The 22,915-nt window shown below is 46.3% G+C and carries 26 protein-coding genes and 1 tRNA gene; 12 read left to right on the top strand and 15 right to left on the bottom strand.

Features of this window, described 5'->3' with window-relative positions; genetic code table 11:
- The first annotated feature begins 1 nt into the window (after position 1).
- The 4 genes from GJJ30_RS08105 (at position 2) to GJJ30_RS08090 (ending at position 4,425) form a co-directional block, all read left to right on the top strand.
- A complete protein-coding gene (locus GJJ30_RS08105) occupies positions 2-583 on the top strand; it encodes a 5-formyltetrahydrofolate cyclo-ligase (protein WP_154174653.1) in 582 nt (193 codons plus the stop codon).
- Positions 584-832: 249 nt separating this feature from the next.
- Positions 833-1,906 carry a serine hydrolase domain-containing protein gene (locus GJJ30_RS08100; protein ID WP_154174652.1) on the top strand — a complete coding sequence of 358 codons (1,074 nt, stop codon included), beginning with the start codon at positions 833-835 and terminating at the stop codon, positions 1,904-1,906.
- A gap of 90 nt (positions 1,907-1,996) precedes the next feature.
- A complete protein-coding gene (locus GJJ30_RS08095) occupies positions 1,997-2,860 on the top strand; it encodes an inositol oxygenase family protein (RefSeq protein WP_154174651.1) in 864 nt (287 codons plus the stop codon).
- 158 nt (positions 2,861-3,018) lie between these two features.
- Positions 3,019-4,425 (top strand): high affinity choline transporter 1, encoded by a 1,407-nt coding sequence (locus tag GJJ30_RS08090; protein ID WP_154174650.1) that lies wholly within the window; start codon positions 3,019-3,021, stop codon positions 4,423-4,425.
- Positions 4,426-4,452: 27 nt separating this feature from the next.
- On the opposite strand, the gene GJJ30_RS08085 is transcribed toward GJJ30_RS08090, so the two are convergent.
- Complete coding sequence (locus GJJ30_RS08085) at positions 4,453-4,905, bottom strand: NUDIX domain-containing protein (RefSeq protein ID WP_154174649.1); 453 nt, start codon at positions 4,903-4,905, stop codon at positions 4,453-4,455.
- An 81-nt stretch (positions 4,906-4,986) separates the two neighbouring features.
- Between GJJ30_RS08085 and GJJ30_RS08080 the strand changes: the two genes are divergently transcribed.
- Entirely contained in the window at positions 4,987-5,715 is a 729-nt protein-coding gene (locus GJJ30_RS08080) for a ThuA domain-containing protein (protein ID WP_154174648.1), read from the top strand.
- A 111-nt stretch (positions 5,716-5,826) separates the two neighbouring features.
- On the opposite strand, the gene GJJ30_RS08075 is transcribed toward GJJ30_RS08080, so the two are convergent.
- Together GJJ30_RS08075 and pbpC are read right to left on the bottom strand one after the other, a co-directional pair.
- The gene (locus tag GJJ30_RS08075) at positions 5,827-6,993 is read right to left on the bottom strand and encodes a Gfo/Idh/MocA family protein (RefSeq protein ID WP_154174647.1); all 1,167 of its coding nucleotides are present in this window, start codon (positions 6,991-6,993) and stop codon (positions 5,827-5,829) included.
- Between the two features lie 178 nt (positions 6,994-7,171).
- Complete coding sequence (gene pbpC / locus GJJ30_RS08070) at positions 7,172-9,511, bottom strand: penicillin-binding protein 1C (protein ID WP_154174646.1); 2,340 nt, start codon at positions 9,509-9,511, stop codon at positions 7,172-7,174.
- Between the two features lie 172 nt (positions 9,512-9,683).
- Between pbpC and GJJ30_RS08065 the strand changes: the two genes are divergently transcribed.
- Positions 9,684-11,096 carry an MBL fold metallo-hydrolase RNA specificity domain-containing protein gene (locus GJJ30_RS08065; protein WP_154174645.1) on the top strand — a complete coding sequence of 471 codons (1,413 nt, stop codon included), beginning with the start codon at positions 9,684-9,686 and terminating at the stop codon, positions 11,094-11,096.
- A gap of 134 nt (positions 11,097-11,230) precedes the next feature.
- A tRNA-OTHER gene (locus tag GJJ30_RS08060) sits at positions 11,231-11,314 on the top strand.
- A 270-nt stretch (positions 11,315-11,584) separates the two neighbouring features.
- On the opposite strand, the gene GJJ30_RS08055 is transcribed toward GJJ30_RS08060, so the two are convergent.
- The 4 genes from GJJ30_RS08055 to GJJ30_RS08040 all read right to left on the bottom strand — a co-directional run bounded on the left by GJJ30_RS08055 (position 11,585) and on the right by GJJ30_RS08040 (position 14,306).
- Positions 11,585-11,782, bottom strand: a complete 198-nt coding sequence (locus tag GJJ30_RS08055) for a hypothetical protein (protein WP_154174644.1) — start codon at positions 11,780-11,782, stop codon at positions 11,585-11,587.
- Between the two features lie 42 nt (positions 11,783-11,824).
- Positions 11,825-13,327 carry a hypothetical protein gene (locus GJJ30_RS08050; protein ID WP_154174643.1) on the bottom strand — a complete coding sequence of 501 codons (1,503 nt, stop codon included), beginning with the start codon at positions 13,325-13,327 and terminating at the stop codon, positions 11,825-11,827.
- Positions 13,328-13,411: 84 nt separating this feature from the next.
- The gene (locus GJJ30_RS08045; protein WP_154174642.1) at positions 13,412-13,966 is read right to left on the bottom strand and encodes an ImmA/IrrE family metallo-endopeptidase; all 555 of its coding nucleotides are present in this window, start codon (positions 13,964-13,966) and stop codon (positions 13,412-13,414) included.
- The gene (locus GJJ30_RS08040) at positions 13,953-14,306 is read right to left on the bottom strand and encodes a helix-turn-helix domain-containing protein (protein WP_154174641.1); all 354 of its coding nucleotides are present in this window, start codon (positions 14,304-14,306) and stop codon (positions 13,953-13,955) included. Before GJJ30_RS08040 ends, GJJ30_RS08045 begins: the two co-directional genes overlap by 14 nt.
- A 385-nt stretch (positions 14,307-14,691) precedes the next feature.
- Here GJJ30_RS08040 and GJJ30_RS08035 point away from each other — a divergent pair, with 385 nt between their 5' ends.
- The 4 genes from GJJ30_RS08035 to GJJ30_RS08020 all read left to right on the top strand — a co-directional run bounded on the left by GJJ30_RS08035 (position 14,692) and on the right by GJJ30_RS08020 (position 17,580).
- On the top strand, positions 14,692-15,258 hold the full coding sequence (locus GJJ30_RS08035; protein WP_154174640.1) for a multiubiquitin domain-containing protein: 567 nt from the start codon (positions 14,692-14,694) through the stop codon (positions 15,256-15,258).
- The gene (locus tag GJJ30_RS08030) at positions 15,255-15,629 is read left to right on the top strand and encodes an E2/UBC family protein (protein WP_154174639.1); all 375 of its coding nucleotides are present in this window, start codon (positions 15,255-15,257) and stop codon (positions 15,627-15,629) included. The genes GJJ30_RS08035 and GJJ30_RS08030 overlap by 4 nt, the downstream gene beginning before the upstream one ends.
- Positions 15,607-17,052, top strand: coding sequence for a HesA/MoeB/ThiF family protein (locus GJJ30_RS08025; protein ID WP_154174638.1), 1,446 nt, complete (start codon positions 15,607-15,609; stop codon positions 17,050-17,052). The genes GJJ30_RS08030 and GJJ30_RS08025 overlap by 23 nt, the downstream gene beginning before the upstream one ends.
- Before the next feature lie 231 nt (positions 17,053-17,283).
- Positions 17,284-17,580 (top strand): hypothetical protein, encoded by a 297-nt coding sequence (locus GJJ30_RS08020; RefSeq protein WP_154174637.1) that lies wholly within the window; start codon positions 17,284-17,286, stop codon positions 17,578-17,580.
- Positions 17,581-17,676: 96 nt separating this feature from the next.
- On the opposite strand, the gene GJJ30_RS08015 is transcribed toward GJJ30_RS08020, so the two are convergent.
- The 7 genes from GJJ30_RS08015 to GJJ30_RS07985 form a co-directional block, all read right to left on the bottom strand.
- Positions 17,677-17,970, bottom strand: coding sequence for a helix-turn-helix transcriptional regulator (locus GJJ30_RS08015; protein ID WP_154174636.1), 294 nt, complete (start codon positions 17,968-17,970; stop codon positions 17,677-17,679).
- A 6-nt stretch (positions 17,971-17,976) separates the two neighbouring features.
- Complete coding sequence (locus tag GJJ30_RS08010) at positions 17,977-18,267, bottom strand: helix-turn-helix domain-containing protein (RefSeq protein WP_154174635.1); 291 nt, start codon at positions 18,265-18,267, stop codon at positions 17,977-17,979.
- 13 nt (positions 18,268-18,280) lie between these two features.
- The gene (locus GJJ30_RS08005; RefSeq protein WP_154174634.1) at positions 18,281-19,582 is read right to left on the bottom strand and encodes a site-specific integrase; all 1,302 of its coding nucleotides are present in this window, start codon (positions 19,580-19,582) and stop codon (positions 18,281-18,283) included.
- Positions 19,583-19,585: 3 nt separating this feature from the next.
- Positions 19,586-20,005, bottom strand: coding sequence for a LytR/AlgR family response regulator transcription factor (locus GJJ30_RS08000; RefSeq protein WP_154174633.1), 420 nt, complete (start codon positions 20,003-20,005; stop codon positions 19,586-19,588).
- A gap of 21 nt (positions 20,006-20,026) precedes the next feature.
- Positions 20,027-20,644, bottom strand: coding sequence for a hypothetical protein (locus GJJ30_RS07995; protein ID WP_154174632.1), 618 nt, complete (start codon positions 20,642-20,644; stop codon positions 20,027-20,029).
- Positions 20,645-20,847: 203 nt separating this feature from the next.
- Positions 20,848-21,060: a helix-turn-helix domain-containing protein gene (locus tag GJJ30_RS07990; protein WP_154174631.1), complete on the bottom strand. Its 213-nt coding sequence runs from the start codon at positions 21,058-21,060 to the stop codon at positions 20,848-20,850.
- A gap of 106 nt (positions 21,061-21,166) precedes the next feature.
- On the bottom strand, positions 21,167-21,325 hold the full coding sequence (locus tag GJJ30_RS07985; protein WP_154174630.1) for a hypothetical protein: 159 nt from the start codon (positions 21,323-21,325) through the stop codon (positions 21,167-21,169).
- A gap of 139 nt (positions 21,326-21,464) precedes the next feature.
- Here GJJ30_RS07985 and GJJ30_RS07980 point away from each other — a divergent pair, with 139 nt between their 5' ends.
- Positions 21,465-21,734, top strand: a complete 270-nt coding sequence (locus GJJ30_RS07980; RefSeq protein ID WP_154174629.1) for a hypothetical protein — start codon at positions 21,465-21,467, stop codon at positions 21,732-21,734.
- A 260-nt stretch (positions 21,735-21,994) separates the two neighbouring features.
- Here GJJ30_RS07980 and GJJ30_RS07975 read toward each other — a convergent pair whose 3' ends face one another.
- On the bottom strand, positions 21,995-22,891 hold the full coding sequence (locus GJJ30_RS07975) for a helix-turn-helix domain-containing protein (RefSeq protein ID WP_154174925.1): 897 nt from the start codon (positions 22,889-22,891) through the stop codon (positions 21,995-21,997).
- Positions 22,892-22,915: the final 24 nt, after the last annotated feature.

Here is a 22,915-nt window from a genome sequence, read left to right as displayed (position 1 = left end):
GATGACCAAAGCCGAGCTGCGTTCCGAGTTCCGCCAGAAACGCCAGGCGCTGTCGGAAGCCGACTGGCAAAACCGCTGCGCAGGTATTTCCGAACAGTTTTTCAGCTCTTTTCCGATCAAACTGGATTCCGTTTTGAGCATTTTCCTGCCCATTGAAAACCGGAAGGAGGTCGATACCTGGCTCATCATCCGACGGCTCTGGCGCGATTTTCCGCTCATTCATGTAGCCGCGCCCGTCACCGATCTGGTTGCCGGAACGATGGAAAACTATCAAATCACGCCCGAAACCGTGTTTGTCAAAAACCGCTACGGTATTCCCGAGCCCCCTCCCACTTCATTATTAGCTATTCCTAATTCGCTATTCGATATTATTTTACTCCCTTTGTTAATCTTCGACCAAACCGGCAATCGCGTCGGTTACGGGGGCGGTTTTTACGACCGGTTTCTGACGGAATGCCGCCCGGATTGTCTGAAAATCGGCTTGTCGCTGTTCGATCCGGTTGAATCGATTGAGGATGTTTACGAAGGCGATGTTGCCCTGAATTTCTGCGTGACACCCGATCACGTCTGGAAGTTTGGGTAGGAATGCTGTTGGATCGCCAATGCGATTTGACGGATGTAACGGATTTTACGGATAAAATCATTTTTAATCACTTAGGGACTGTCTAAAATTCAGATTTTCCCTTTGCCCCCAACCCCCTAAAGGGGGCTTTGAAATGCCGATTAAAGCCCCCTTTAGGGGGTTGGGGGCAAAGGGAAAAGGAAAATTATAAAATTTAGAAAGTCACTTAAATCTGTTCAATCAGTGGTAAACCGCGCTTTCTGGTGTTGTATGTTCCTTTCGCTCCAAACGGTTTCGGCGCAAAAAATGGTGGCCGCGCTTGATTCGGTGATGCACCGCCACTTTTCGGCTGATCAGCCCGGCGGAGCCTTGCTCGTGGTGATCGATGGAAAAACCGTTTATAACCGGGGCGTTGGGCTGGCGAACCGGGAGACGAAAAGACCGATTACGCCGGCAACCAATTTTCGGATGGCGTCGGTTTCCAAGCAGTTTACGGCGATGTGCATTCTGTTGCTGGAAAAGCAGCAAAAGCTATCCGTGGACGATAACCTGCTGAAATTCTTTCCGGATTTTAACCCGCAGGTCGGCAAAATCGTCAAGCTACGCCATCTGCTGACGCACACTTCAGGAATTCTGGATTATGAATCACTCATGTCCCCGACGCAGAAAGAGCAGATTTTCGATCAGGATGTCCTGAATCTGCTGAAACCGCAGGATTCGACGTATTTTGAACCCGGGAGCCGGTTTCGCTACAGCAATTCCGGTTTTTGCGTGCTGGCGCAGGTTGTGGAACAAGTGTCGAAAAAACCGTATCTGACATTCATCACCGAGCACATTTTCAAACCGCTCGGTATGAACCAGACGACATTGTATGAACCGAAACGAACGATTCCCAACCGGGCGATGGGCTATGCGCGGGATAAAAACGGAAAAATCCGGTTTTCGGACCAAAGCATCACGAGCGGCACCAAGGGCGACGGCTGTGTGTACATTTCGCTGACGGATTATAAAAAATGGAACGACGCACTGACTACCAACAAATTGGTCAATCTGCCGGAAGCGCTTAAACGCGTTTTTTACCCGATTGAAGGGCAATCGAACGGTTTTTACGGTTTGGGCTGGTTTTTTACCCGAACAAACGGCGAAGCGCAAACGTTTTTTCATTCCGGCAGCACCTGCGGTTTTAGCAATTGTGTGGTTCGGATTCCGGAGAAAAAAACGCTGATTGTTCTCTTCTCAAATCTGGCGGATAATCACCGGCCCTTTGGTGACGTTCTGAATGTGCTGACGTCCCAAACGGAACGATCCGTCGACGTGTGGGCGTTGCACAATCTGACGAATTGAGTGACTATTTCGGATATCGTCCGTCTTGAAATAGTGCGGGGATTGCTTATCTTTACACCCTTTAATTGGCTTACTAACAGCTATCTGACTATGGCATTTACCGACACCGAGCGCAATCCGCTATCCAGCCTCGAACAATGGGAAGACGATCTGCTGATTCGTTATCCCGAACCGGAACATAAAGCGAAAGAAGAATACCGCAATTACGAGAACCCGGGCCGCGACACGGTGCGGGAGTTTTACCGTCTGAATCACACGTACCAGACGTATGATTTTGTGCAGGAAAAGCGGGCGGAATTTCTGAAATTCGACAAAAAAGAAATTCCGGTTTGGGGCGCCATGGAGTTTCTGAACACGCTCGTGGACGATTCTGACCCGGATATTGAACTGGATCAGTTGCAACACCTGCTGCAAACCGCCGAAGCTATCCGCGCCGACGGCCACCCTGACTGGTTTGTGCTGACCGGTTTTCTGCACGACATGGGCAAAGTCCTGTGTCTGTTCGGCGAACCGCAATGGGCCGTGGTCGGCGACACCTTCCCGGTTGGTTGTGCGCATTCCGATAAAATCGTTTATCCCGAGTATTTTGCCGCCAATCCCGATTCGACTAACAAAGATTTCAACACCAAATATGGCGTTTACGAACCCAATTGCGGCTTGAAAAACGTGACGATGTCGTGGGGCCACGACGAGTACCTGTACCACATTACGAAGGATCACCTGCCCGAACCGGCGCTGTACATGATCCGGTACCACTCGTTCTACGCGCAACACCGCGAAAACGCCTACGATCACCTCATGGACGCGCACGACCACGAAATGTTCAAATGGGTGAACAAATTCAATCCGTACGATCTGTACTCGAAAAGCCCGGTTACGCCGGTGGTTTCGGAATTGAAACCGTATTACGAAGATCTGATTGCGAAATACCTGCCTTCAACCATTAAGTTGTAAAAAACGAAACGCAAACCCCGTCAGCGGTCGTAGACCCTGACGGCGGTTGCGTTTATAAATTGATTTCCAAACCGCCGTCAGGGTCTACGACCGCTGACGGGGTTTGTTACCACATCGGTTTTTTGTTTATTATTGGTGAATACAAGCCTATTCACCGGATGCTCCTCACGTTTATTGCCCTTTACCTGCTTTCCAACCTCGCCATTGGCGCCTGGGCGGCCCGAAAAGTAACCAGCAGTCAGGATTTTGTGCTGGCCGGTCGGCGGTTACCGCTGGCGCTGGCGGCTTCGGCCACGTTTGCCACCTGGTTTGGCTCCGAAACGATTATGGGTGCTCCGGCCACGTTTGTCGACGGCGGTTTGCTGGCGATTATCGAAGAACCGTTCGGGTCGGCGTTGTGCCTGTTTCTGGTCGGAGCATTCTACGCCCGACCGCTTTATCGCCTGGGAATCACGACGTTCTCGGATTATTTCAGAATTCGCTTTGGCCGGTCGGCGGAGTTTATTTCGGCCATCCTGGTAATTCCGTCGTACTTCAGCTGGATTTCGGCGCAGTTCATCGCCATCGGAATTGTGCTGAATCTGGTGACCGGACTACCGATTTTCTGGTGCATCGCGTCCAGCGCCACCATTGTGATGATTTACACCATGATGGGCGGAATGTGGTCGCTGTCCATCACAGATTTTCTCCACAACATTATCATTGTCATTGCACTGCTTATCATTGCGGTTATCCTCTACAACCAGACTGGTGGAATCGAAAGTATTATCCGGAAAACAAAACCGGGTTTCTTCAATCCGCTTCCCGCTCCCACTTTAAAAGATAGCGTAAGCTGGATGGCCGCCTGGATTACCATTGGGCTGGGGTCGATTCCGCAGCAGGACGTTTTTCAGCGTGTGATGTCCGCTAAAAACGAGCAGACCACCGTTCGGGCGTCGTATCTGGCGTCGTTTCTGTACATTACCATCGCCATGCTGCCGCTGTTTATTGGCCTGGTTGGCAAGCAATTACAACCGGATTTGAATCAGGATAATCAGATGCTGATTCCGAACATGGTGCTGCGGCAAGGCAGTTTGCCGTTGCAGATTCTGTTTTTTGGCGCGTTATTGTCGGCGATTCTGAGCGTATCGAGTGGCGCAATTCTGGCCCCGGCCACGGTTTTTGGGGAGAACATCTACCGGTTTTTCCGGCCCGACAGCAGCGACAAAAACTTACTTCTGGTCATCCGGCTTGCCGTGGCCGCCATCACACTCATTTGCGTCTGGATGACCGCAACGCGCGACGTCAACATTTTTGAGTTGGTCGGCGAGTCGTCGGCGTTTAGTCTGGTTTCGCTCTTTGTGCCGCTGACCGCCGGTTTATACTGGAAACACGCCAACACGCTGGGTTGTATTCTGTCGATGCTAATCGGAATTACCGTGTGGCTTATCTGTCTCGCCATTAAAACCGAGTATCCGGCCTTGGTTTACGGGTTGCTGGCGAGTGTGGCGGGGATGTTGATTGGGGTGTTAATTGCCCCTAAATCCCCTAAAGGGCACTTGCACTCGTCTAAGCCGGTCGCATAAAGTCCCCTTTAGGGGATTTAGGGGTAATTAAAAAAACGCCTGATCGATCTTCCCGATGTATTCCAGATTCGCCTGCGCCGTGAGCCACCGCTGAATTTGCCGACCGACGTTGGGGTACAGGTTCAATCCGTCAAGTTCCTGAACCGGTTTCCATGTGACGGCCAGCGCCGTTGTTTCGTCCGGATTGAGTTGGGGAATACCACCGATCAACTCCCCCGCAAAAACCACGTGCAGCACGTCTTCTTTCGGTTCTGCGCCCTTGATTTCGGGAAAAATCACTTCGCCGACAAACGCAATGGGACCGACTTCCACGTCAACGCCCAATTCTTCCTGCAACTCGCGCAGGACTGTTTGATCCAGCGTTTCGCCTTTGTCGGGATTGCCGCCGGGCAGGCCGTAAACGTCGGCTTCCCCATAACGGTATTGCATCAGTAACAAATGATTATTTTCGATCAGGAGCACCGCAGGCCGTACTTTCATAGGATGGAAAGAAATTGATGGATTGAACAGTAAAGTACGACAAAACCGATCCTTTTGACACTATACTTTTTAAACCTGTGTATGAAAACGATTATAAAGTTCTTCAGCCTTCTTTGCCTGTTGACCGGCGTCGCGGCCACTACCGCACACGCCAAAGACGCCATTCTGGTTTTTTCAAAAACCGCCGGTTTCCGGCATAAGTCCATCGAAGTGGGCAAAGCGGCTATTGCGAAACTGGGTGAGGAAAATAATTTCAGCGTCGATACGACCGAGAATGCCGCCGTTTTTACGACCGATAACCTGAAGAAATACAAAGCTGTGGTTTTTTTGAGCACCACCGGCGACATCCTGAATGCCGAGCAACAGGCGGCTTTTGAGCAATACATCAAAAAAGGGGGCGGTTTTGTCGGGATTCACGCGGCTGCCGATACAGAATATGAATGGCCGTGGTATAACCAGTTGGTTGGCGCGTACTTCCTGAGCCACCCGAAACAGCAGAATGCCGAAATTGAGATCGTGGACAAAAAACACCTCGCGACCAAAAACCTCCCCGACCGCTGGAAACGCTACGACGAGTGGTACAACTACAAAAGCATTGTGCCGGAAGTGAAAGTGCTGGGGAAACTGGATGAGAAAACGTACGAAGGCGGTAAAAACGGTGATAATCACCCGTTTATCTGGTATCGTTCCTTCGACGGTGGCCGGACGTTTTACACCGGCGCGGGCCACACGGACGAATCCTACAGCGACCCGCAATTCCTGCAACACATCCTGGGCGGGATTAAGTACGCAATGGGACGAAAGAAATAAGAGGTTGAAAAGAGTTGTTTCGCGGAGTTGAGCGGAGAAAAAAAGAGTTAAGCGGAGTATATATTTTCTCTGCTTAACTCTTTTTTTCTCCGCTCAACTCCGCGAAACAACTTATGAAATCTTGATCTTTCGTCCGGTTTCGGCAGCCTGGTAGGTGGCTGTGATGATTTTCATGTCCTGAATGCCTTCTTCGCCGGTGACGTGCTTCGGCAGTTCCTTGCCGTCGATCAAATCCTTGCAAATACCGTCCATGTGCATCGCTTGGTGATTAACGACCGGTTTATCGATTGGACCTTTGCTCGTCATGCCTTTCAGCGGGCCGTAGCCAAATGCCGGACGCAGCTCAAACCAGCCGTTTTCCGCCGATGCGTACAACCGCTCCACGCCCGCAGCGTAGCTCGTCGTCGAAGTAGACGTAATACCGCCCGGAAATTCGAACTGCCAGTACATCCCTTCTTCGACATCTTTGAATTTCTCCGGATTGGTTTTGGGCGCAAACTGTGCGGTTACCGAAATGGGTTCCAGGCCCGTTACCAGCCGCACGCCCTGAATGGCGTAGATGCCCACATCCATCATCGGACCACCGCCCGCCAGCGCTTTTTTCAGTCGCCACTGGTTTGGATCACCGGCTTTGAAACCGTCGCTGGCTTCCAGAAATTTCAGATTTCCGAACACTTTTTCGCGGCCCAATCGCATCATTTCCTGCGTAAAAGGTTCGTAGTGAAGTCGATAGCCGATCGCCAGCTGGCGGTTTGCTTTCTTACACGCATCGATCATGTCCTGGCATTCTTTCACCGAAACCGCCATCGGTTTTTCGCAGATGACGTGCTTTCCGGCTTTGGCCGCCCGGATCACGTACTCGGCGTGCATCGAGTTCGGCAGCACCACGTAGACAACATCGATGTCTTTGTTGTCGATAATTTTGTCAAAATTCTTGTAGTCGTAGACGTTCGCTTTCGGAATGTTGTATTTCGTCATCCATTCCTCGGCTTTGGTTGGCGTTCCGGTCACGATGCCGGCCAGCCGGACATGCTGCGTTTGCTGGAGCGCCGGAGCCAGCAGATTCTTGCTGTAATAGCCCAAACCGACCAACGCCATACCCAGTTTCCGGCCCGGTTGCAGCGGTTCGCCCAGATGCGAAACCAGCGTGTTGATGCGGGCAAACTGGTCCTGCTGATTCAGCGTCGCAGCATAGCCCGCCAAGGGCAGCGAAAGCGCCGATGCGCCGATGCCCTTCGAAAGTTTTTGTAGAAAATCACGTCGATTAGAATTCATCATAGAGAAGATAGAAATGAGACAAGAGAGTAGAGACTAAAAAAGTCACAGGATGCAGGTCTCTACTCTCTTGTCGGAATTAATGGCGGTCGCTTTTAGCCCCTAAATCCCCTGAAGGGGACTTTTGCATCCGAATTAAACTGTGTCCAAGTCCCCTTTAGGGGATTTAGGGGTTAAAAGATCACTCCGTTCTGATCGAAATCCGGATGTCGGTATTCCGGCCTTTGTCGTCGGCGCAGGAAATTTTCAACGCACCGGGTTGCGGACTGAAGAAAACGCCTTCCGTCGGGGCGGCTTTTCGGTACAATTTGTCGTTCAGGTACCAGTAAACCACTTTCACCTCGTTGTCGGCCTGACAACTGAGCTGCAACTGCTGAGGCTGATGCGGATTGATGAAATACTCACTGCCGTCGTTCGGACTGACAATCTGCGGCCCCTGCTGGGCGAAAACCCGCGTACAGGCCGGGTTGTGGGGCGGTATTTTCGGGTACGGAATCCGGCGGCTCTCGTAGAACGCAATCAGCTCCGGTGCCAGATTGGGGAAAAACCGACGAACCGCGTCGTCTGATCCGTCGTTTTCGGGTAAGCAGTGGGCACAATACGAAACCGTGCCGGTTGCGTTGGTCCAGACGGCTTTCTGGTGCTGACAACGGCGATAGGGCGACACGCCCATGATGGCGTAATCGACAATTTTGTGCTCGCAGGTTTCACCCGGAACGTCACCGGTTTCCGCACACACCTGGCGCATCGACAAACTTTTCGGCATCCGAAACCAGCCGCTCGATGAGTTGTAATCGATCGTATTGAAAATGGTAAACAGCAAAGGGGTAGCGATGTTGGCTCCGCTTAGTTCCGGAACGCCCTCGCCCGAAAAATTGCCGACCCAGACGCCCACCGTATACCGCTTGTTGTAACCTATGCTCCACGCATCCCGACGCCCGTAGGACGTACCGGTTTTCCAGGCGATGCGCGGCAAATGGTAGCTGTTGTCGAAGTTGTTGGGCAAATCCGGACGGGTGATCTGCGTCAGCGTATTCATAATCAGAAAAGCCGCATCCTCCGAAATTAGGCGGCTTTTTTTCGCCGGAGCATCCGATTCATTCGGCGCAACAAAGTTGAGATTGCCGATTTGCCCGCCGTTGGCGAAAGCCGCAAACAGACGGGTCAGCTCTTCCAAGGTGACACCACAACCGCCCAGAATGACCGACAAACCCAGCCCCTTCGACTGCTTTTTGATGGTTTCAAAACCGGCTTTCTTTAGCGATTCCACAAAGGTTGGCGTGCTGAGCTGCTGCAGGGTTTTCACCGCCGGAACGTTCAGCGAGTTCGCCAGCGCCGATTCGACGGTGATGGGGCCGTAAAATTGCCGGTCGTAATTCTCGGGTTCGTAGCCCGAAAAGCTCGTCGGCACGTCATTCAGCACGGTTTTGGGCGTCATCATCCCTTTGTCGAACGCCAACGCATAGAGCAGCGGTTTTAGCGTACTGCCCGGCGACCGCACCGCCCGAACGCCATCGACCTGCCCGCCGTCGTAACTGTTCGCAAAATCCGCCGAGCCGACGTACGCTTCCACCGCCATCGTTTGGTTATCGATCACCAGAACGGCCGCGTTGTGAATGTTCATCGATCGTACCCGCCCGACGTAATTTGCCACCAATTGTTCGGCCTGCGCCTGCCGGTTGGGCTTTACCAACGTGTGAATAATCGGCTGATCGGGTTGGCTTTTCTTCAGACGCAATGACAGATGCGGAGCGAGTTTCGGCAAGGCCCGCCGGTGCGCATCGAGCGGTTCGTTCAGGGCGTCGTTAATCGCTTCGGCAGTAAATAGACCGGTTTTGGCAAATCGGTTCAGCCAGCGGTTTCGTTCCTGAACAATCAATTTATTGTTCAAACCGAGTCGCAGGCTCGACGGACGGTTGGGAATGATCGTCAGCGTCGTGATTTCGGCCAGGCTCAGCAGTTGGGGCGGTTTTCCGAAATACAGCATCGACGCCGATTTGATGCCTTCCACGTTGCCGCCGTACGGAATCAGGTTCAGGTAGAGTTGCAGGATTTCGTCTTTGGAATAAAACAATTCCAGTTGAACCGCCCGAAACAATTCAATGATTTTACTGCCGTACGTTCGTTTTCGGGGTTCCAGCAGCCGCACCACCTGCATCGTAATCGTCGAAGCGCCCGAAGTTCGGCGGCCGGTTGTCAGGTTGCGAAAAACCGCCCGCGCCATCGAAACCGGATTAAAACCGGGGTGGTAATAGAAATAATTGTCTTCCTTGTGTAAAATGGTTTTCCGCAAAACCGGGGTTATTTCATCCAGTTCCGTGACCAGCCGCCACTTGTCGTCGTCACTAAGAAAGGCGTGCAGAATGGTGCCGTCGGCGGCCGTAACGATGGTCGAATAACGCGGACGAACGTTCAGCGGAAACACCAGATTCAGTCCCAAAAACAGCAACAGCAGCGCAACCAGTGCTTTTACCCAGGGCCATTTCCAGACTTTTTTGGTGATGTAACGTAATTTTTCCAATATGCAATTCCTTAGAAGCTGGTTATCGGCGTTCGAAAAGCGGTTTTATAGGTTCTCTGAAACGATGACGCACTAAGACAATAAAGTCAAAAAACAGTTTATGAAGTAGCAAGCACGTAACAGGAAGCGCTTCCTGCTTCGGTGCTCTTCAAAACCTTTATTCCTTTTTTACATGAAAATTCAGTTTTTTGGGGCCGCCCGCACTGTCACGGGCAGTAAGCACCTGATTACCACCCAACGCGGAACGAAAATTCTGCTCGATTGCGGCCTGTTTCAGGGTATCAATACCGACGATCTGAATCAGGATTTTCGGTTTAAAGCCGCCGAAGTCGATTATCTAATCCTGTCGCACGCCCATATCGACCATTGCGGATTGATTCCGCGTCTGGTTCGTCAGGGCTTCACCGGGCCGATTTACTGTACCCCCGCCACCGCCGATCTCTGCCGCCTGATGCTGCTGGACAGTGCGCACATTCAGGAAAAAGACCTGGAGCGGGTGAACAAACGCCGGGAGCGTCAGGGCCGGGCGTTGCTCGATATTCTGTACGAAGCCGACGATGTGGAGCGCGCCCTTTCGCTGATGAAACCGGTGGACTACGACGAGCGGTTTTGGATTAACACCGACGAAGTCAGCGTTTTATTCACCGATACCGCCCATTTGCTCGGCAGTGCCGCCATCAGCCTGACCCTCCGCGAAACCAGCCCGACCGGTGAATCGGTGGAGAAACGCGTGTTTTTCAGTGGCGACATTGGCCGACCGCACGACAAGATACTTAAAATGCCGGAGTCATTTCCGCAGGCCGATTACATTCTTTGCGAATCGACGTACGGCGACAAACTCCACGAGCCGGAACCGGACATGCGGGCGCATTTGCTGCGGATTGTGCACGAAACCTGCGTGGTGCGCGGGGGAAAACTCATCATTCCGGCTTTTGCCGTCGACCGGACGCAGGAGTTAGTGTATGCGCTCGACCAATTGGAAAGTTTGGGTGAATTACCGCGTCTGCCGGTTTACATCGACAGCCCGATGGCCGTGAAAGCCACGCAGCTGATGAAAGAACACGACGAATGTTTCAACCCCGAAATTCTGGCTTACATTGAAAAAGACGGCGATGCCTTTGCGTTCCCGAACCTGCATTACGTATCGGATGTGGAAGAATCCAAAGCCATCAACACCCGCGACGAGCCCTGCATCATCATTTCATCGTCGGGCATGGCCGAAGCGGGGCGCATCAAACACCACATTAAAAACAACGTCGAGGATTCGCGCTGCACGATTCTGATTGTAGGCTATTGCGGGCCGGAAACGCTGGGCGGGGCGCTGAAGCGGGGCGATTCGCAGGTGAAAATCTTCGGCGAAACGTTTCAGGTGAAGGCCACTGTGGAGGTGATGGATTCGTTCAGTGCCCACGGCGACTACCGGGAAATGCTCGATTTCCTGTCGTGCCAACATCCGTCGGAGGTAAAACAGGTGTTTCTCGTCCACGGCGAATACGACCGGCAGGTGGTTTTCCGCCAGAAACTCCAGAGCGCCGGTTTTCAGAATATCTACATTCCGTCGCTGTATGAGTCGGTCGAACTGTAAACGGTTTTTATATTTTGACGGAAAAACCCGGTTGAATCGTAAAAAAACAGAGAAACCGTAAAAAATCTCGTCAAGCGGCTTGCATAAAAAATCAAAACCCTGCATCTTTGCAGTCCCGTCATGGGAACCCCGATGCCGAAGTGGTGAAACTGGTAGACACGCACGTTTCAGGGGCGTGTGAACGTGAGTTCATGCGAGTTCGAGTCTCGCCTTCGGCACAGCATTAAACCCGTAGCTAGCTATAAATCAGCAAGTTACGGGTTTTTTGTTTTTGCATGTGTACGGATTGGTGTACGGAATAGTTTTTAAGATTAGTTCAGAAAAGAAAAATCCCATTATAATGTGGATAAATATCTAAAAAGCTTTGGCAATTCTCTAGTTGTAACTGCCCTAGATTTGGGTAAATATGAAATTGAGGCTAAAGCCATCATAAAAAAAGTGGGCAGTTTAAACTGCCCACTTTTTTTATGAAAAATTTATGATTTGACTTAGGCGTTCAAAATAACAAGAGCCGCTTCTTGTTTAGACTCAGCATCTTTGCGACGATATTCACGACGAACAGCCTCCATTTGGCTATTTATCTGCATAGTTACCTCTGGAGTGAATATTTCTTCAAGAGAATGTAACTTCCCTTGACTCTTCAAGCTCTCCATCAGCATCTGATACTTACTTGTTGTTTGTTCCATAATTAGCTGACCAGAATGTGTAGGTATATGGTTAGACTCAAATTAAGCTAAATTGTTTTGATAACGTGTAAATGGTTGAATGGGTATACTTACAAGCCGCTGTGAAAGCTCTGGGGCCGCAAAGTTAATTATTCTATCTCCTTGAGCAACTAATATCAACGGTTTTAGATTATTGGTGTCAGCTTCGGTAGCGTCTAGCAGAACAATTCCATTGGCTTGATCAGCCTCCAATAATGTAGAATTTGTTAGTTCGCCCACCCATATAAATTTAGGTAGTGCGACTGCGAGAATTATTTCCTTCAAAACTTCTCCCATAACTGCATCAGTAGCCACCCAGTTTTTATATGATCGACTTGAAGTAAGAAAAAACCTTAAAATCACTTCATGCTGACCTTGAATTGAGATTATACCAATAGAAAATAAGCTTTTAAGGTATTTTTTAGCTTCGTAGGCTTCTAAGTAAACTCTTTTATAAAGAGGAGCAACGAAAGCAACTAATTTACAACTATGCCACTCTTTAGATACATAATTACTAGCTGGTCGACTCAATGTAGCCTGAGCATATGGTGCCAAGTTATCATCTATAAATACGAAGTCCTTGGGTAATTTATCTAAATCCATTAATTGGATTGTACCAGTTGGAAGTTTAAATTCTTCATATTTAAGATTTTTTTTTATATACTCTTTAGTTACAATTTGGCGTCCTATACAAAGTAAGGCATGGCCAACACTTTTATTCCTATTTTGAATAGCAACCACAATTGGAATTCCGCTCTCAACATAACAGCTTACCAATTCGGCAAAATCCTTAGGATATTTGTCTTCATGATATATTCGTGGCCCAAAATCAAACTCTTTCAACACAAATGATATTTGCTCTATTGAAAGTCCCGTGGCGGGCATTTGCCGCTCAACAGAGAGGTTTTCTAAGCGCTTAACAATTGTTGATGGTAATACAGGGCGATAGTCGGCATAACGTTGACTAAAGTACTCCATAATTGACCATATAGTTGTCTGAGCGCACGTAATAGTTTCAATGTCTTGCGATGAATGAGGGAATCCCCATATTTCCAGCTTTATTGAATTCACTGTTACGGAGTACTTAGCCAAGCACACCTGTATATTGCTATCTTTCAGAGCTTTAGGTGAAATAATGTTTCTCCCAATTAAATTGCGAAAGGTTGGACGAACCACTAAAAAGCCTAAATAGTGTTCTTGCAAAAAAGTTCGCTGATCCTGGTTTCTAAAATGACTTTCATCAATTGGGACATCGAAAAATGATAACCTAATACAATCCTTCGGATAGCTCCCCAGCTTACTTGCATAGTAATGATAATAACTGTCACGATATATTCGGTCTACATAAGGTGATTCAACACATATCCATATATTGTCTTTAAGCTGGTCCAAATAAAGTCGTAAACCTCTTTGAACAGCATCATTCAAAAAGCTGTTTTGATTTTTAGGATCAAACAGCTTTCGCGCATGATCTTGTATTATGGGAATAACTCCCGTAATATGTGTAAATTGGTTAGTAATCAGCATTGATATAGAATTATATTCTATAAAGTATCCATACTGATTTTATACTCATTCAATTATTTTCAAAATGAAAAATTGTGTATTTTACTAACTAGAAGCAGAATTAAGCACACCTAAATTTGCCAATCGGTAAGCCATTGCCTGTGTACTTACTTTGAAGGAATTAGCTAGCTCTACTATTAAGTTCTCTTCATCACTCAGATCAAATCCAACTTTATTAATGTAAGTAACAAGTAAGGATTTGGGCATTAATAAAGCAGCTGCAAATGCATTTGCTTCTCGTTCCTGCAAAAGTTCACCTGTTGACGAATTTATATCTCGAAACGCTATAGAGAAATGTTTGCTAGCGTTGTCAACGAACATTCCATCTCTCTGATGGCCTAAAACAAAATGCCCAATTTCGTGAGCTATTGTAAATCGTATTCTTTTTTCCGAATTTTTTGAATTATAACCAATCGTTGCTACACCTGCATTCTGAATCAATACTCCAGAAATATCAGGTCCAAAATCATGAGCAAATACTTGTAAACCTAACCCCTTTGCAACTAGCTCAACAGGAACTGGTACGACAAAAGAACTTGTATCTTGGAGAAGCTGTTCTGCGATCTCTTCAATTTGTTTGAATCGTCTACGATTTATCATTATTTAAATTGTAATGAATGTTAATGAACTCAGCAAGCTTATTTGCTGATTCCTTACTACCAGCTACATCCACCTTATTTAAGAGATTAGATACAGGCCGCCCCATCATTTCATATTTAGTTGGCAAGAGATCAAATAAATCTACATCCAACGCATCTGAAAGCTGCCATACTAAATGCAATGGAGGATGTTGTCGTCCCTTTTCAATATTCACAATTGAAGCACGACTTAAACCAACTATCGCTGCCAAATCAAGTTGTGACATTTTTTTTTCACGTCTGATCTCAGAGATTTTACTCCCTACAACTTGGTATATCTCCTGATAATGAGTTGCTTCCATGGCACAAAGTTAAATACTTTAATTATAAATGTCAAGTATCATAAACATATTTAAGGAAAATTTTTTTATGATACTTGACAGTGTCAATAAAATACACCATATTTGTACTGTAAATATGTGCGGATTCATAAACACTTATTGAGGTATAGTTTAATAAAGCAAAAAGCGAACGATCCCAGTTCCTCAACCGGAATGTCCGCTTCTTGCTTAACAGATCTCGATACAAATGGCTTTCCAGGGCAGATTGTATCAACGTGGGCTACTCACCCATGTGTAGGGTTCTGTCGAATTATAAGTGCAAGGTAGTAATCAAGTATGTTTCTACCAAACGTACGGTTGGGGACTTAGCATCTAGGAAGATTTGATCAAATTAAAAATCAAAAAGATGAAAAATCCAGAATTCCTGTGGTCAAACAACCACAATGAAAATGAAGCTATTACTGTCAAAGTAATAATTGATTTAGAAGAGCATTGCCTAAATGGCACACCACATCCTGTCCATGATCCAGGTGTTGTGATTTACTACCTGATTAAGGTGAATGACCAAAAACATGAAACCAAAAAATCACAAATGCTCGGTAGAGAAATTATTGCTCTGGATAGTAAGGATCCGGAAGAGTATCTAATTTACCAAACTCGCCGTAAATATGGTGAAACCTATTTAGAGCCTATAGGTAAAGATGAGCTTGTTAATTTCAAGGCAGAAGGTATTGAAAGTTTCATTGTCAAGCCAAAAATGTATCATTTTTCTATTGGAAAAAAAGGATACGAATCGAATGTACGATACTTGACAGTAAGACAAATTCTAGTTGATTTCGCTCATGTTGATCCTACCTTAAATACATTAAGTACAAAAGGAGGGAGCGAGTACAATAACCTAGAAGAAACTATTGACTTGGAGTGTGTTAATAAGTTCGTTTTGTTTAATAATGAACCGACCCCTGTTTCATGAATATCGGAGCTCAACGCCTTGTACAAGACTTGTGTGATCAGGGACATGAAGGAATGACAATCCTCGTTGATACCAATGGGATGCAGTATGTGATGATTCCAGAATTTATTATTCCGGCTGGCAGTTTTGCTGGCCGGAATATAAATCTAGCTATACCCGCTCCTACTGATTACCCCCGCTCTTCAATTGCCTCAATACATATTAAGGCATTACCACACTTGGCTACTTTCGGTCAAACTGGTACACGTAATGTAATAACTAGTCCTTTAGGTTCGGAATGGCAATATTGGAGCTATCAGTTTCAGTTGAGTCCGAATAATCCAACTTCAAAACTATTAGCTCAGATCAATGCAATCTTTAGACAGAACTGATCGAGAAGAATTCAGCGTAGCAATGTCAGCTACGCTGAATTCAATCCTTTGTCGCCACTTATTACGTGATGACAAACAGGAAGAAGTAGCCTTTGCTTTATATAAACCGTCGGTTGGCTTATTACGATTTACCAGTATTATCTATAAAATAATACTACCAGAAGAAGGCGACCGTAGAGTTCAAGGTAATGTGCTTATCAATCCGCAATATTTTCGTCGAGTTTGTAGAATAGCAGCAGCTGAGAAATCAGGAATTGTTCTTTTACATAGTCATCTGGGACCAGGATGGCAAGGTATGAGTCTCGATGATGTTAAGACAGAATATGGATTTTCAGATACATCTTTAACGCTATCAGGCCTACCGTTCGTCGGTTTAACCTTAGGTACTGATAAAACTTGGAGTGCTCGTGTCTGGGAATATTTAAACGGCTGGTATGACCGGAAGCAGGCTACTTCAGTACGAGTTGTAGGACAACGGCTCAGTGTTTCGTACCATGACGGTTTAAGACCTCGGCCAACGTTTAAAGAAACTTACAAACGTACAATGACCGTTTGGGGCGAGAGTAATCATGCACAGCTAGCTCGATTAAAGGTAGGAATTATTGGCCTTGGTAGTGTGGGAAGTATGGTCACAGAATCTTTATCTCGAATGGGAATGGAACGATTTGTTTTAATCGATTTTGATGAAGTACAAGAGCACAACCTTGATCGATTGTTAGGGGCTACATTGAATGACATAGGCACCAGCAAAGTTTATATCGCTCAAAGACAAATTCATCGATCATCGACGGCAAATCGAGTCCAAGTAACCCCCGTATTGTCAGGAGTTACTGAAGAAATGGGATATCAAAATGCATTAGATTGCGATATACTATTCAGTTGCGTTGATCGCCCTTGGCCTCGCCAAGTTTTGAATCACATAGCTTACAGCCATCTCATTCCGGTTATAGATGGAGGCATACAGGTTCGGATGAATTCTAAAACTAAACATTTTGAGGGCGCCGAATGGCAAATACAGAGTGTCGGCCCCGATCGTCCTTGCTTACAGTGCCTAAAGGCTTACGATGCTGCTGATGTGGCAACAGAAAAGGCTGGAAAGTTGGATGATCCTTCATACTTAGCAGGCCTGTCAAAAGATCATCGTTTCAAGCGGAATGAAAATATTTTTCCGTTCAGTGCTAATGTTGCTTCTCTTGAGGTAATGCAGTTTATTGAACAAATAACAGGCATTGGCCAGATGGACTATTATGGAACCCAAAGATATGACTACAATTATGGGCGTGTACGAGTCAATGATGAACATCAATGTGAAGAAGGATGCCTCTTTCAAGCAGGTTTAGCAATGGCAGATTCCATATTTCCACCACCTATTGGTTTTGACTATTCTGCTGACGCAGCTCGAAAAAGGCAAAATCTGGTATAACTTTATTGATCAGTGAATCAATCCGTAAAGGTGCATTTTGATAAATACAACCACCTTAAGCCGAATAGATAGATAAATCGGGTGTTTTACGAACTACTCACGGATCAATAATTCTATAATAGAATTTGACCTAATCCTAAAAAATGGAGATTTAAAATAAAAATGAAGAGGCTAAAAATCACTGAGATCAGATCGAACTTTTTCAAGCTTTTTACCATCTTTTTCTAAATCATGACCGACTTAATCATAGTTATTGACCGTGTTCAATACCTCCCAAAAGATGGTAGAAAGGATCTCGATATAAATGAAACTTTAAATAATGCGATTCGGCAGGACATAAGAAACGCTCAAAAATGGGCTACTTGGATGAATAAAGAAGGGCATAAAATCTGGATTACTGTTACAGGTAATTCGAAATCTGGAGTTAAATTCCGGGTTGATTGTGAAGATGAAGAGACAAGGCAACGGGTTTCAAAATTTATTAACCATAAATTAGAAGCTCAGGACAAAGATTTCTTTGATATCTGAACAAGGATTACCTGAACAAATTGCTCGCTCTAAACTATCCGGTATCCTACTTAACGAAGTTAATACCGCCTTCCAGTTACTCTTTATTTGTACACTTCAACTTGGCTTAGCTGGCGGAAAATGGGCAAGGAAATCGTTAAGCTCATCCGGAAAAAATCGGAACCCACGCTCAGCCAGATCGGCTGACGGTTGCAGATAAACTCGCTTTTTACCACCTTTAATAGGCCGTCCTTCATGAATCCAGCCGTAAACCGTTAGTGCAGAGAAGCCGGTCAAGAATGCTACATCCTCCACGGTGTACAGTAACTTTGAGCGAATCGCACCCTGTTTTGTAATCTGCTTCAGTTCTCCCATCAGCGATCGCATTTCCTCTTCGAATGCCTTATTCATAGCTGATCAGGCTCGCGCAGGTGGAAAATGTGAAAGGAAATCATCCAGTTCGTCAGGAAATATTCGAAAACCACGGTCATCGAGCCCGGAAGCCGGTTTAAGGAAAACTCGTTTCTTCGCTCCATTTATAGAACGTCCCACGCGTATCCAATCATAGACACTGTCTTTTGAAAATCCCGTTAAAATGGCAATATCCTTTACGTCAAATAAAACCTTGGCTCTGATTGCTGCGACTTGCGTATTTTGCTCGATTCGCGCCAAAATCGCACGAACTTCCTCTTCAAAAGTCGGCTCCATATTGGGTAGTCTTTTAAATTTTCGCCGATTGTTTACCCCAAGCCTTTTGCATCACTTTGATCTTATCCTCTCCACGGATGGTCCGGTAGATCATCGTGGTAGATATTGACCCATGACCCATTAAATCACTCAGGTCCGTTATATCTACCTTCCGATCGAGCATGATCATCGCAAACGTGTGACGGCCCATATGGGACGAGATGATTTCATGCAATGCTTTCTCGACGTCGACGCGCTGGCCAGCATAATACTCTGTGAGGACAACCCGGCGATTCAACCCGGCTTTCCTGGCCACCTCTTTAATTAGCACATTATATTTCTGGCCTGATATGATCGGCAAGGTGCCACCGTACTTTTTAAGAATTCCAACAGCCTGATCCGTGAGCGGTACCAGATTTTCTCGTCTTCCCTTCTCCTGAATTAGTCGCAGCGCTGGCTCCATTTCATTCCCATCGCTCCGGATCTCAATCATATTACCAGGCCGAACATGCTTTAAGTCGCTCCAGCGCAAACCGGTATAGCATTGAAATAGAAAAATGTCACGTTGCCGGACTAAGTTATTTGGTAAATCCACATTCTGAAGAGCTACCACTTCGTCCCACTTCAAAGCTTCCCGCTGAATAATGGACCGATAGGAAGGGAAATCTTCGAAGTCATTCGGGATAGCAATGCCACATTTTCGGGCATACCGCATCACAACGCGTAAATGCTTCAATTGCTTATAGGCAGTTTCGTCCTGCACTCCTTGCTTCATCATGTATTGTAAAAAGCGATTAGCAAAAGGCAAAGTTATGTCTTTAAAGTCGGCATGAGGAGCAAAATGTAACAGATGATCTTTCGTTGACTTAAAGTGGCGAACGTAGTGTTTCGCTTTCAGACCGGCATGATCAGCCATATACTGATCCCAAAACTCAAAAAACGTTGGACCTATAGCTGCAGTCTCTTCCGGCTTCTTCTTTTCGGGCTGCTTTGGCTCAATCCCCAATTCTGCTTGCCGAATTCTAGTTAACTCGGCACGTACCTCCGATATCGTTGGGTAGTAGTCCAGTTTATCAAAGTATTCTTCGAGTCCATAGGAGTATACATCCAATTTTCGGTTTACGGCGCGGTCCAAGGTTTGGAACTTCTTACGTTTCCGCCGGCGGCCGGTCGCTGGATCGACGACCACTTCAACGGTTTCGATCCAATCGTCCGGATGAACCTTATAACCCGACGAGAAACGAATTTTTTGTTGCTTCCAACAGACTCGAAAGTCAATAGAACATTCTCCATTTTCATCCGCCCGGTCCTGGCGGAGGTAGCGTGAAATTTCCATGAGTTAACGATTAGTGGTTGAAATTACCTTGGTGTTTCTACGCACCCGGCGCGAAACCGGAACTGATTCGCCATTGGCCAGTTGTATAAAATGCAAGCTCCCTGAGGTTAACCAGGGCGTGGATCGATCAACGAAGTCAGGGTTGATCAAATGAGAGCGATGGATACGCACAAAGCCCTGAAATCGGCTCGCCAGTCGGCTAAGGTTGCCGCTGATCAGATACCGGTCCCCATTGAACGTGCAGATCAGCGAATAGCTTCCCTGAGCCTCGATCCGGACAATGGTGTTTGTCTGGATCGATTTCTTCTGAGTTTTTACCCAGATAAGAAATTGGTCTGACGCCTTTATCAACGGCGGAATTTTCAAGGGATAACTTGGAAGTTGTTGCATAGGAGAGATTTGGCCCTCGATATCGAGGGCCATTTTACATGAGTGTTGTTGATTTCAGGTACCGTATAAAAGATTGTAATTTCGATGCCAGGTATAGTAATCCGGAGGTGTAAATCCTGCAAACTCTGAATACCCTTCCGCAAACAGTGAGTAATTCCGATCTTCCCCAACGCGGATGCAATCGGTCAATGCTAGATCAAATGATTCAAACTCTTCTGGTAATGACAGTAAAAAGTCTAGCTCGCTCTGTTCAAAATCCTCGACTTCTGACTCCCTATGCGTTGATATCAATATGACATTGTCCGCTCCAGCAAAGTAAGCCAACTTTGCTACCTGGGAGATCCGCAAAAAGCGGCTCAACGTGGCCGATATGTCCAATAATTGCAGCGTTAGAATCTGGTTCCTCTGCAGCAATAGAACATATACCTTATCCAATCCTTTGTATTCTTCGCGCTCCCATAGAGCCCGGAACAACATCAAGGCATCTGCGGGTGTCTCGATGCAGATTGGGATGTAATTTTCAGGATAGACATATTCAATCCTGAATTGGGGCAACAAGCTCAGGCTATCCACTTCTGGACAACGGCTGAGGATCTGGCTGACCGTTCGTGAAGATTGTTGGGGCGCACTTGCGCCAGATGCTACAGGGATGTAGCTTTGCTCCCGACTCATAACAGTAATTGTTTTGGGTTCTCAAACCCCTTCGCTCGATCCGCCAAGATTTACAGCGTTGGGGTTTTTATTATATGATGGATTCTCTACCTACTATTCCGGGCAACCTCATCGGTACTATGCAGTTTTTGGGTATCTGCCATCATAGTTTAAACAATATTACAAAAACTTAACCCATAAGGCAAGTTTGTAGACAAAAAAATTTAGCTTTCAATAAAGTTGATGGATAATTTCATATCTAAAGCGTCAGCGATTTTTGATAGAGTCTGAAGAGTTGGGTTCTCTTTTCCGCTCTCATATTTATTTACGGCTGATTCACTTATTCCAAGCCGTCTTCCGAGCTCTTTTTGTGTTAAGCTTCTATTCTTCCGAGTGTTTCTGATTAATTGTCCGATTTCTTCCGGTGTATTCGACATGATAAAGATGTTATTTGAGTGGCAATATTAGTAACTCCAAGATTTTGTCAGAATTACCTATTTAGCGAGCGGCCATACTTTCAAGTAAGCGGTTATTAAAGCCGACTTACGCATCTGCATTTTTCAGGTCGGCAGCTATCAATGTATTTATATAGCGATTCATGGGAATCTTCTTTTCCTGGCATTTCTCTTTCATCTTGTTAAACCGTTCGTCCGAAACACGGAGCGGATAGGCTTTACCAGGTCGTTTATTGATAGATTTCATGGCAAGCTGTTTGAAGCAAAATTTACCATTTATACGGTATATACCAAATAAATGTCAAACTTAAAACCGAGATTTCTGCCAAAATATTCCGATTGAGTGAGCGAAATATTTTACGTATATTGAAGATAAAAACCTCGCGATGGCAACCGGGAAGAAACAATCGACTCAAGAATTCATTGACGAAATGCGGGCTTCAACTCAGGAGATTTTACCTCTACTTGATGATCACGGAATTCAGTACAATATCAAGGAGTGGGTCTCGATCTCCGAGTACGCCAAACTGTTTCGTATTGACGATACCAACACGATTTTGGGGTGGATCAACAATGGCACCATCCCTTCTAAGAATATTATCGAAATTCCCGTTTTGAAAGGCCTCAAACTGATTAAAGCAATACCCTGCAATTAATCATGATGTTTCTACAATGCATTGAAAGTAGCCCGGCAAATTCACCTTACCTACTAGGTTAGTCGAGCGTTTGTAAACTGTCGCACGAACTCATCTATGTTGCTGAAAATGGAACATTGATTCAAGAGATGGCAATTTGAGACTGTTGGATTAGCCGAAGAGGGCCACGTGGCAGGGTAGGCTACTGTCTCGTGGAAACGGGCGTTCAAAGAAACAGGCAAGTCACACACATTCTTGGATAGATGACACACCTATACGCTTTAATTTAGCATTCTGTACTCGTTAGGTGATTGGCCAACCCGTTGTTTAAAGAAACGGATGAAATGCTGGGGATACTTAAATCCTAAGTCATAAGCGATTTGACTAACCGATTTGCGTTGATCAAACACCCGTTCTTTTGCTACATCAATCACTTTTGCCTGAATATATTCCTGAGCGGTTTTACCCGTTTCTTTTTTGATTAGGTCACCAAAATATTTAGCTGACAAATTCAATTCCCCGGCACAGTAGGTGACCGAAGGCAAGCCAATCAGTTGGGGCTTATCGGTCTGAAAATAGTCATTCAATAAATGCTCAAAACGCTCAAGAATCCCCTTATTGACCGTATTACGGGTGATGAACTGGCGGTCGTAAAACCGAATGCAATAACCTAGGAATAATTCGACATTGGCCACAATCAAGCGTTTACTATGCTTGTCGATGGCATGTTCCAGCTCATATTCGATCTTAGAAAAGCAGTCCATCACAATACTGCGCTCCCGGCTGGACAAATGAAGAGATTCATAAGATTGATAGCCAAAAAACGTGTATTCCTGAATCGTTCGCCCTAGCGAAGTCCCGTGGATGAGATCGGGATGAAATACGAGTGCAAAGCCTTTGGGCTGATAGGTTTCGCCATTGCTATTCATACCGGCTACCTGACCAGGAGCCATAAACACTAAGGTTCCCTCCTGGTAATCATAGGTATGCCGCCCATAGACCAAATCCCCGCATTTAACATCTTTTAGAAAAATGGTGTAAAACCCAAAATACATGCGGGAGCCTTGCCGGGGATCGGCTTTTGACAGATCAACCACACTAATTAGCGGGTGAAGTGTTTCATTCTTATTGAAAGCGTTGTAGTCGCTTATGGTCTCAAATCGGCGAAGCGTATCCATCATATAGTCGGTTTCTCGAATCCA

The organism is Larkinella terrae (assembly GCF_009668025.1).
GTDB lineage: Bacteria > Bacteroidota > Bacteroidia > Cytophagales > Spirosomataceae > Larkinella > Larkinella terrae.
The sequence above is the reverse complement of the archived record's forward strand: the minus strand, read 5'-3'. Positions and strand labels throughout refer to the sequence as shown.

Excerpts from the sequence above, each read along its gene's own strand:
- GJJ30_RS08105 (WP_154174653.1), top strand. The coding sequence starts at position 2 with ATGACCAAAGCCGAGCTGCGTTCCGAGTTCCGCCAGAAACGCCAGGCG.
- GJJ30_RS08100 (WP_154174652.1), top strand. The coding sequence starts at position 833 with ATGTTCCTTTCGCTCCAAACGGTTTCGGCGCAAAAAATGGTGGCCGCG.
- GJJ30_RS08095 (WP_154174651.1), top strand. The coding sequence starts at position 1,997 with ATGGCATTTACCGACACCGAGCGCAATCCGCTATCCAGCCTCGAACAA.
- GJJ30_RS08090 (WP_154174650.1), top strand. The coding sequence starts at position 3,019 with ATGCTCCTCACGTTTATTGCCCTTTACCTGCTTTCCAACCTCGCCATT.
- GJJ30_RS08085 (WP_154174649.1), bottom strand. The coding sequence starts at position 4,905 with ATGAAAGTACGGCCTGCGGTGCTCCTGATCGAAAATAATCATTTGTTA.
- GJJ30_RS08080 (WP_154174648.1), top strand. The coding sequence starts at position 4,987 with ATGAAAACGATTATAAAGTTCTTCAGCCTTCTTTGCCTGTTGACCGGC.
- GJJ30_RS08075 (WP_154174647.1), bottom strand. The coding sequence starts at position 6,993 with ATGATGAATTCTAATCGACGTGATTTTCTACAAAAACTTTCGAAGGGC.
- GJJ30_RS08065 (WP_154174645.1), top strand. The coding sequence starts at position 9,684 with ATGAAAATTCAGTTTTTTGGGGCCGCCCGCACTGTCACGGGCAGTAAG.
- GJJ30_RS08055 (WP_154174644.1), bottom strand. The coding sequence starts at position 11,782 with ATGGAACAAACAACAAGTAAGTATCAGATGCTGATGGAGAGCTTGAAG.
- GJJ30_RS08050 (WP_154174643.1), bottom strand. The coding sequence starts at position 13,327 with ATGCTGATTACTAACCAATTTACACATATTACGGGAGTTATTCCCATA.
- GJJ30_RS08045 (WP_154174642.1), bottom strand. The coding sequence starts at position 13,966 with ATGATAAATCGTAGACGATTCAAACAAATTGAAGAGATCGCAGAACAG.
- GJJ30_RS08040 (WP_154174641.1), bottom strand. The coding sequence starts at position 14,306 with ATGGAAGCAACTCATTATCAGGAGATATACCAAGTTGTAGGGAGTAAA.
- GJJ30_RS08035 (WP_154174640.1), top strand. The coding sequence starts at position 14,692 with ATGAAAAATCCAGAATTCCTGTGGTCAAACAACCACAATGAAAATGAA.
- GJJ30_RS08030 (WP_154174639.1), top strand. The coding sequence starts at position 15,255 with ATGAATATCGGAGCTCAACGCCTTGTACAAGACTTGTGTGATCAGGGA.
- GJJ30_RS08025 (WP_154174638.1), top strand. The coding sequence starts at position 15,607 with ATGCAATCTTTAGACAGAACTGATCGAGAAGAATTCAGCGTAGCAATG.
- GJJ30_RS08020 (WP_154174637.1), top strand. The coding sequence starts at position 17,284 with ATGACCGACTTAATCATAGTTATTGACCGTGTTCAATACCTCCCAAAA.
- GJJ30_RS08015 (WP_154174636.1), bottom strand. The coding sequence starts at position 17,970 with ATGAATAAGGCATTCGAAGAGGAAATGCGATCGCTGATGGGAGAACTG.
- GJJ30_RS08010 (WP_154174635.1), bottom strand. The coding sequence starts at position 18,267 with ATGGAGCCGACTTTTGAAGAGGAAGTTCGTGCGATTTTGGCGCGAATC.
- GJJ30_RS08005 (WP_154174634.1), bottom strand. The coding sequence starts at position 19,582 with ATGGAAATTTCACGCTACCTCCGCCAGGACCGGGCGGATGAAAATGGA.
- GJJ30_RS08000 (WP_154174633.1), bottom strand. The coding sequence starts at position 20,005 with ATGGCCCTCGATATCGAGGGCCAAATCTCTCCTATGCAACAACTTCCA.
- GJJ30_RS07995 (WP_154174632.1), bottom strand. The coding sequence starts at position 20,644 with ATGAGTCGGGAGCAAAGCTACATCCCTGTAGCATCTGGCGCAAGTGCG.
- GJJ30_RS07990 (WP_154174631.1), bottom strand. The coding sequence starts at position 21,060 with ATGTCGAATACACCGGAAGAAATCGGACAATTAATCAGAAACACTCGG.
- GJJ30_RS07985 (WP_154174630.1), bottom strand. The coding sequence starts at position 21,325 with ATGAAATCTATCAATAAACGACCTGGTAAAGCCTATCCGCTCCGTGTT.
- GJJ30_RS07980 (WP_154174629.1), top strand. The coding sequence starts at position 21,465 with ATGGCAACCGGGAAGAAACAATCGACTCAAGAATTCATTGACGAAATG.
- GJJ30_RS07975 (WP_154174925.1), bottom strand. The coding sequence starts at position 22,891 with ATGGATACGCTTCGCCGATTTGAGACCATAAGCGACTACAACGCTTTC.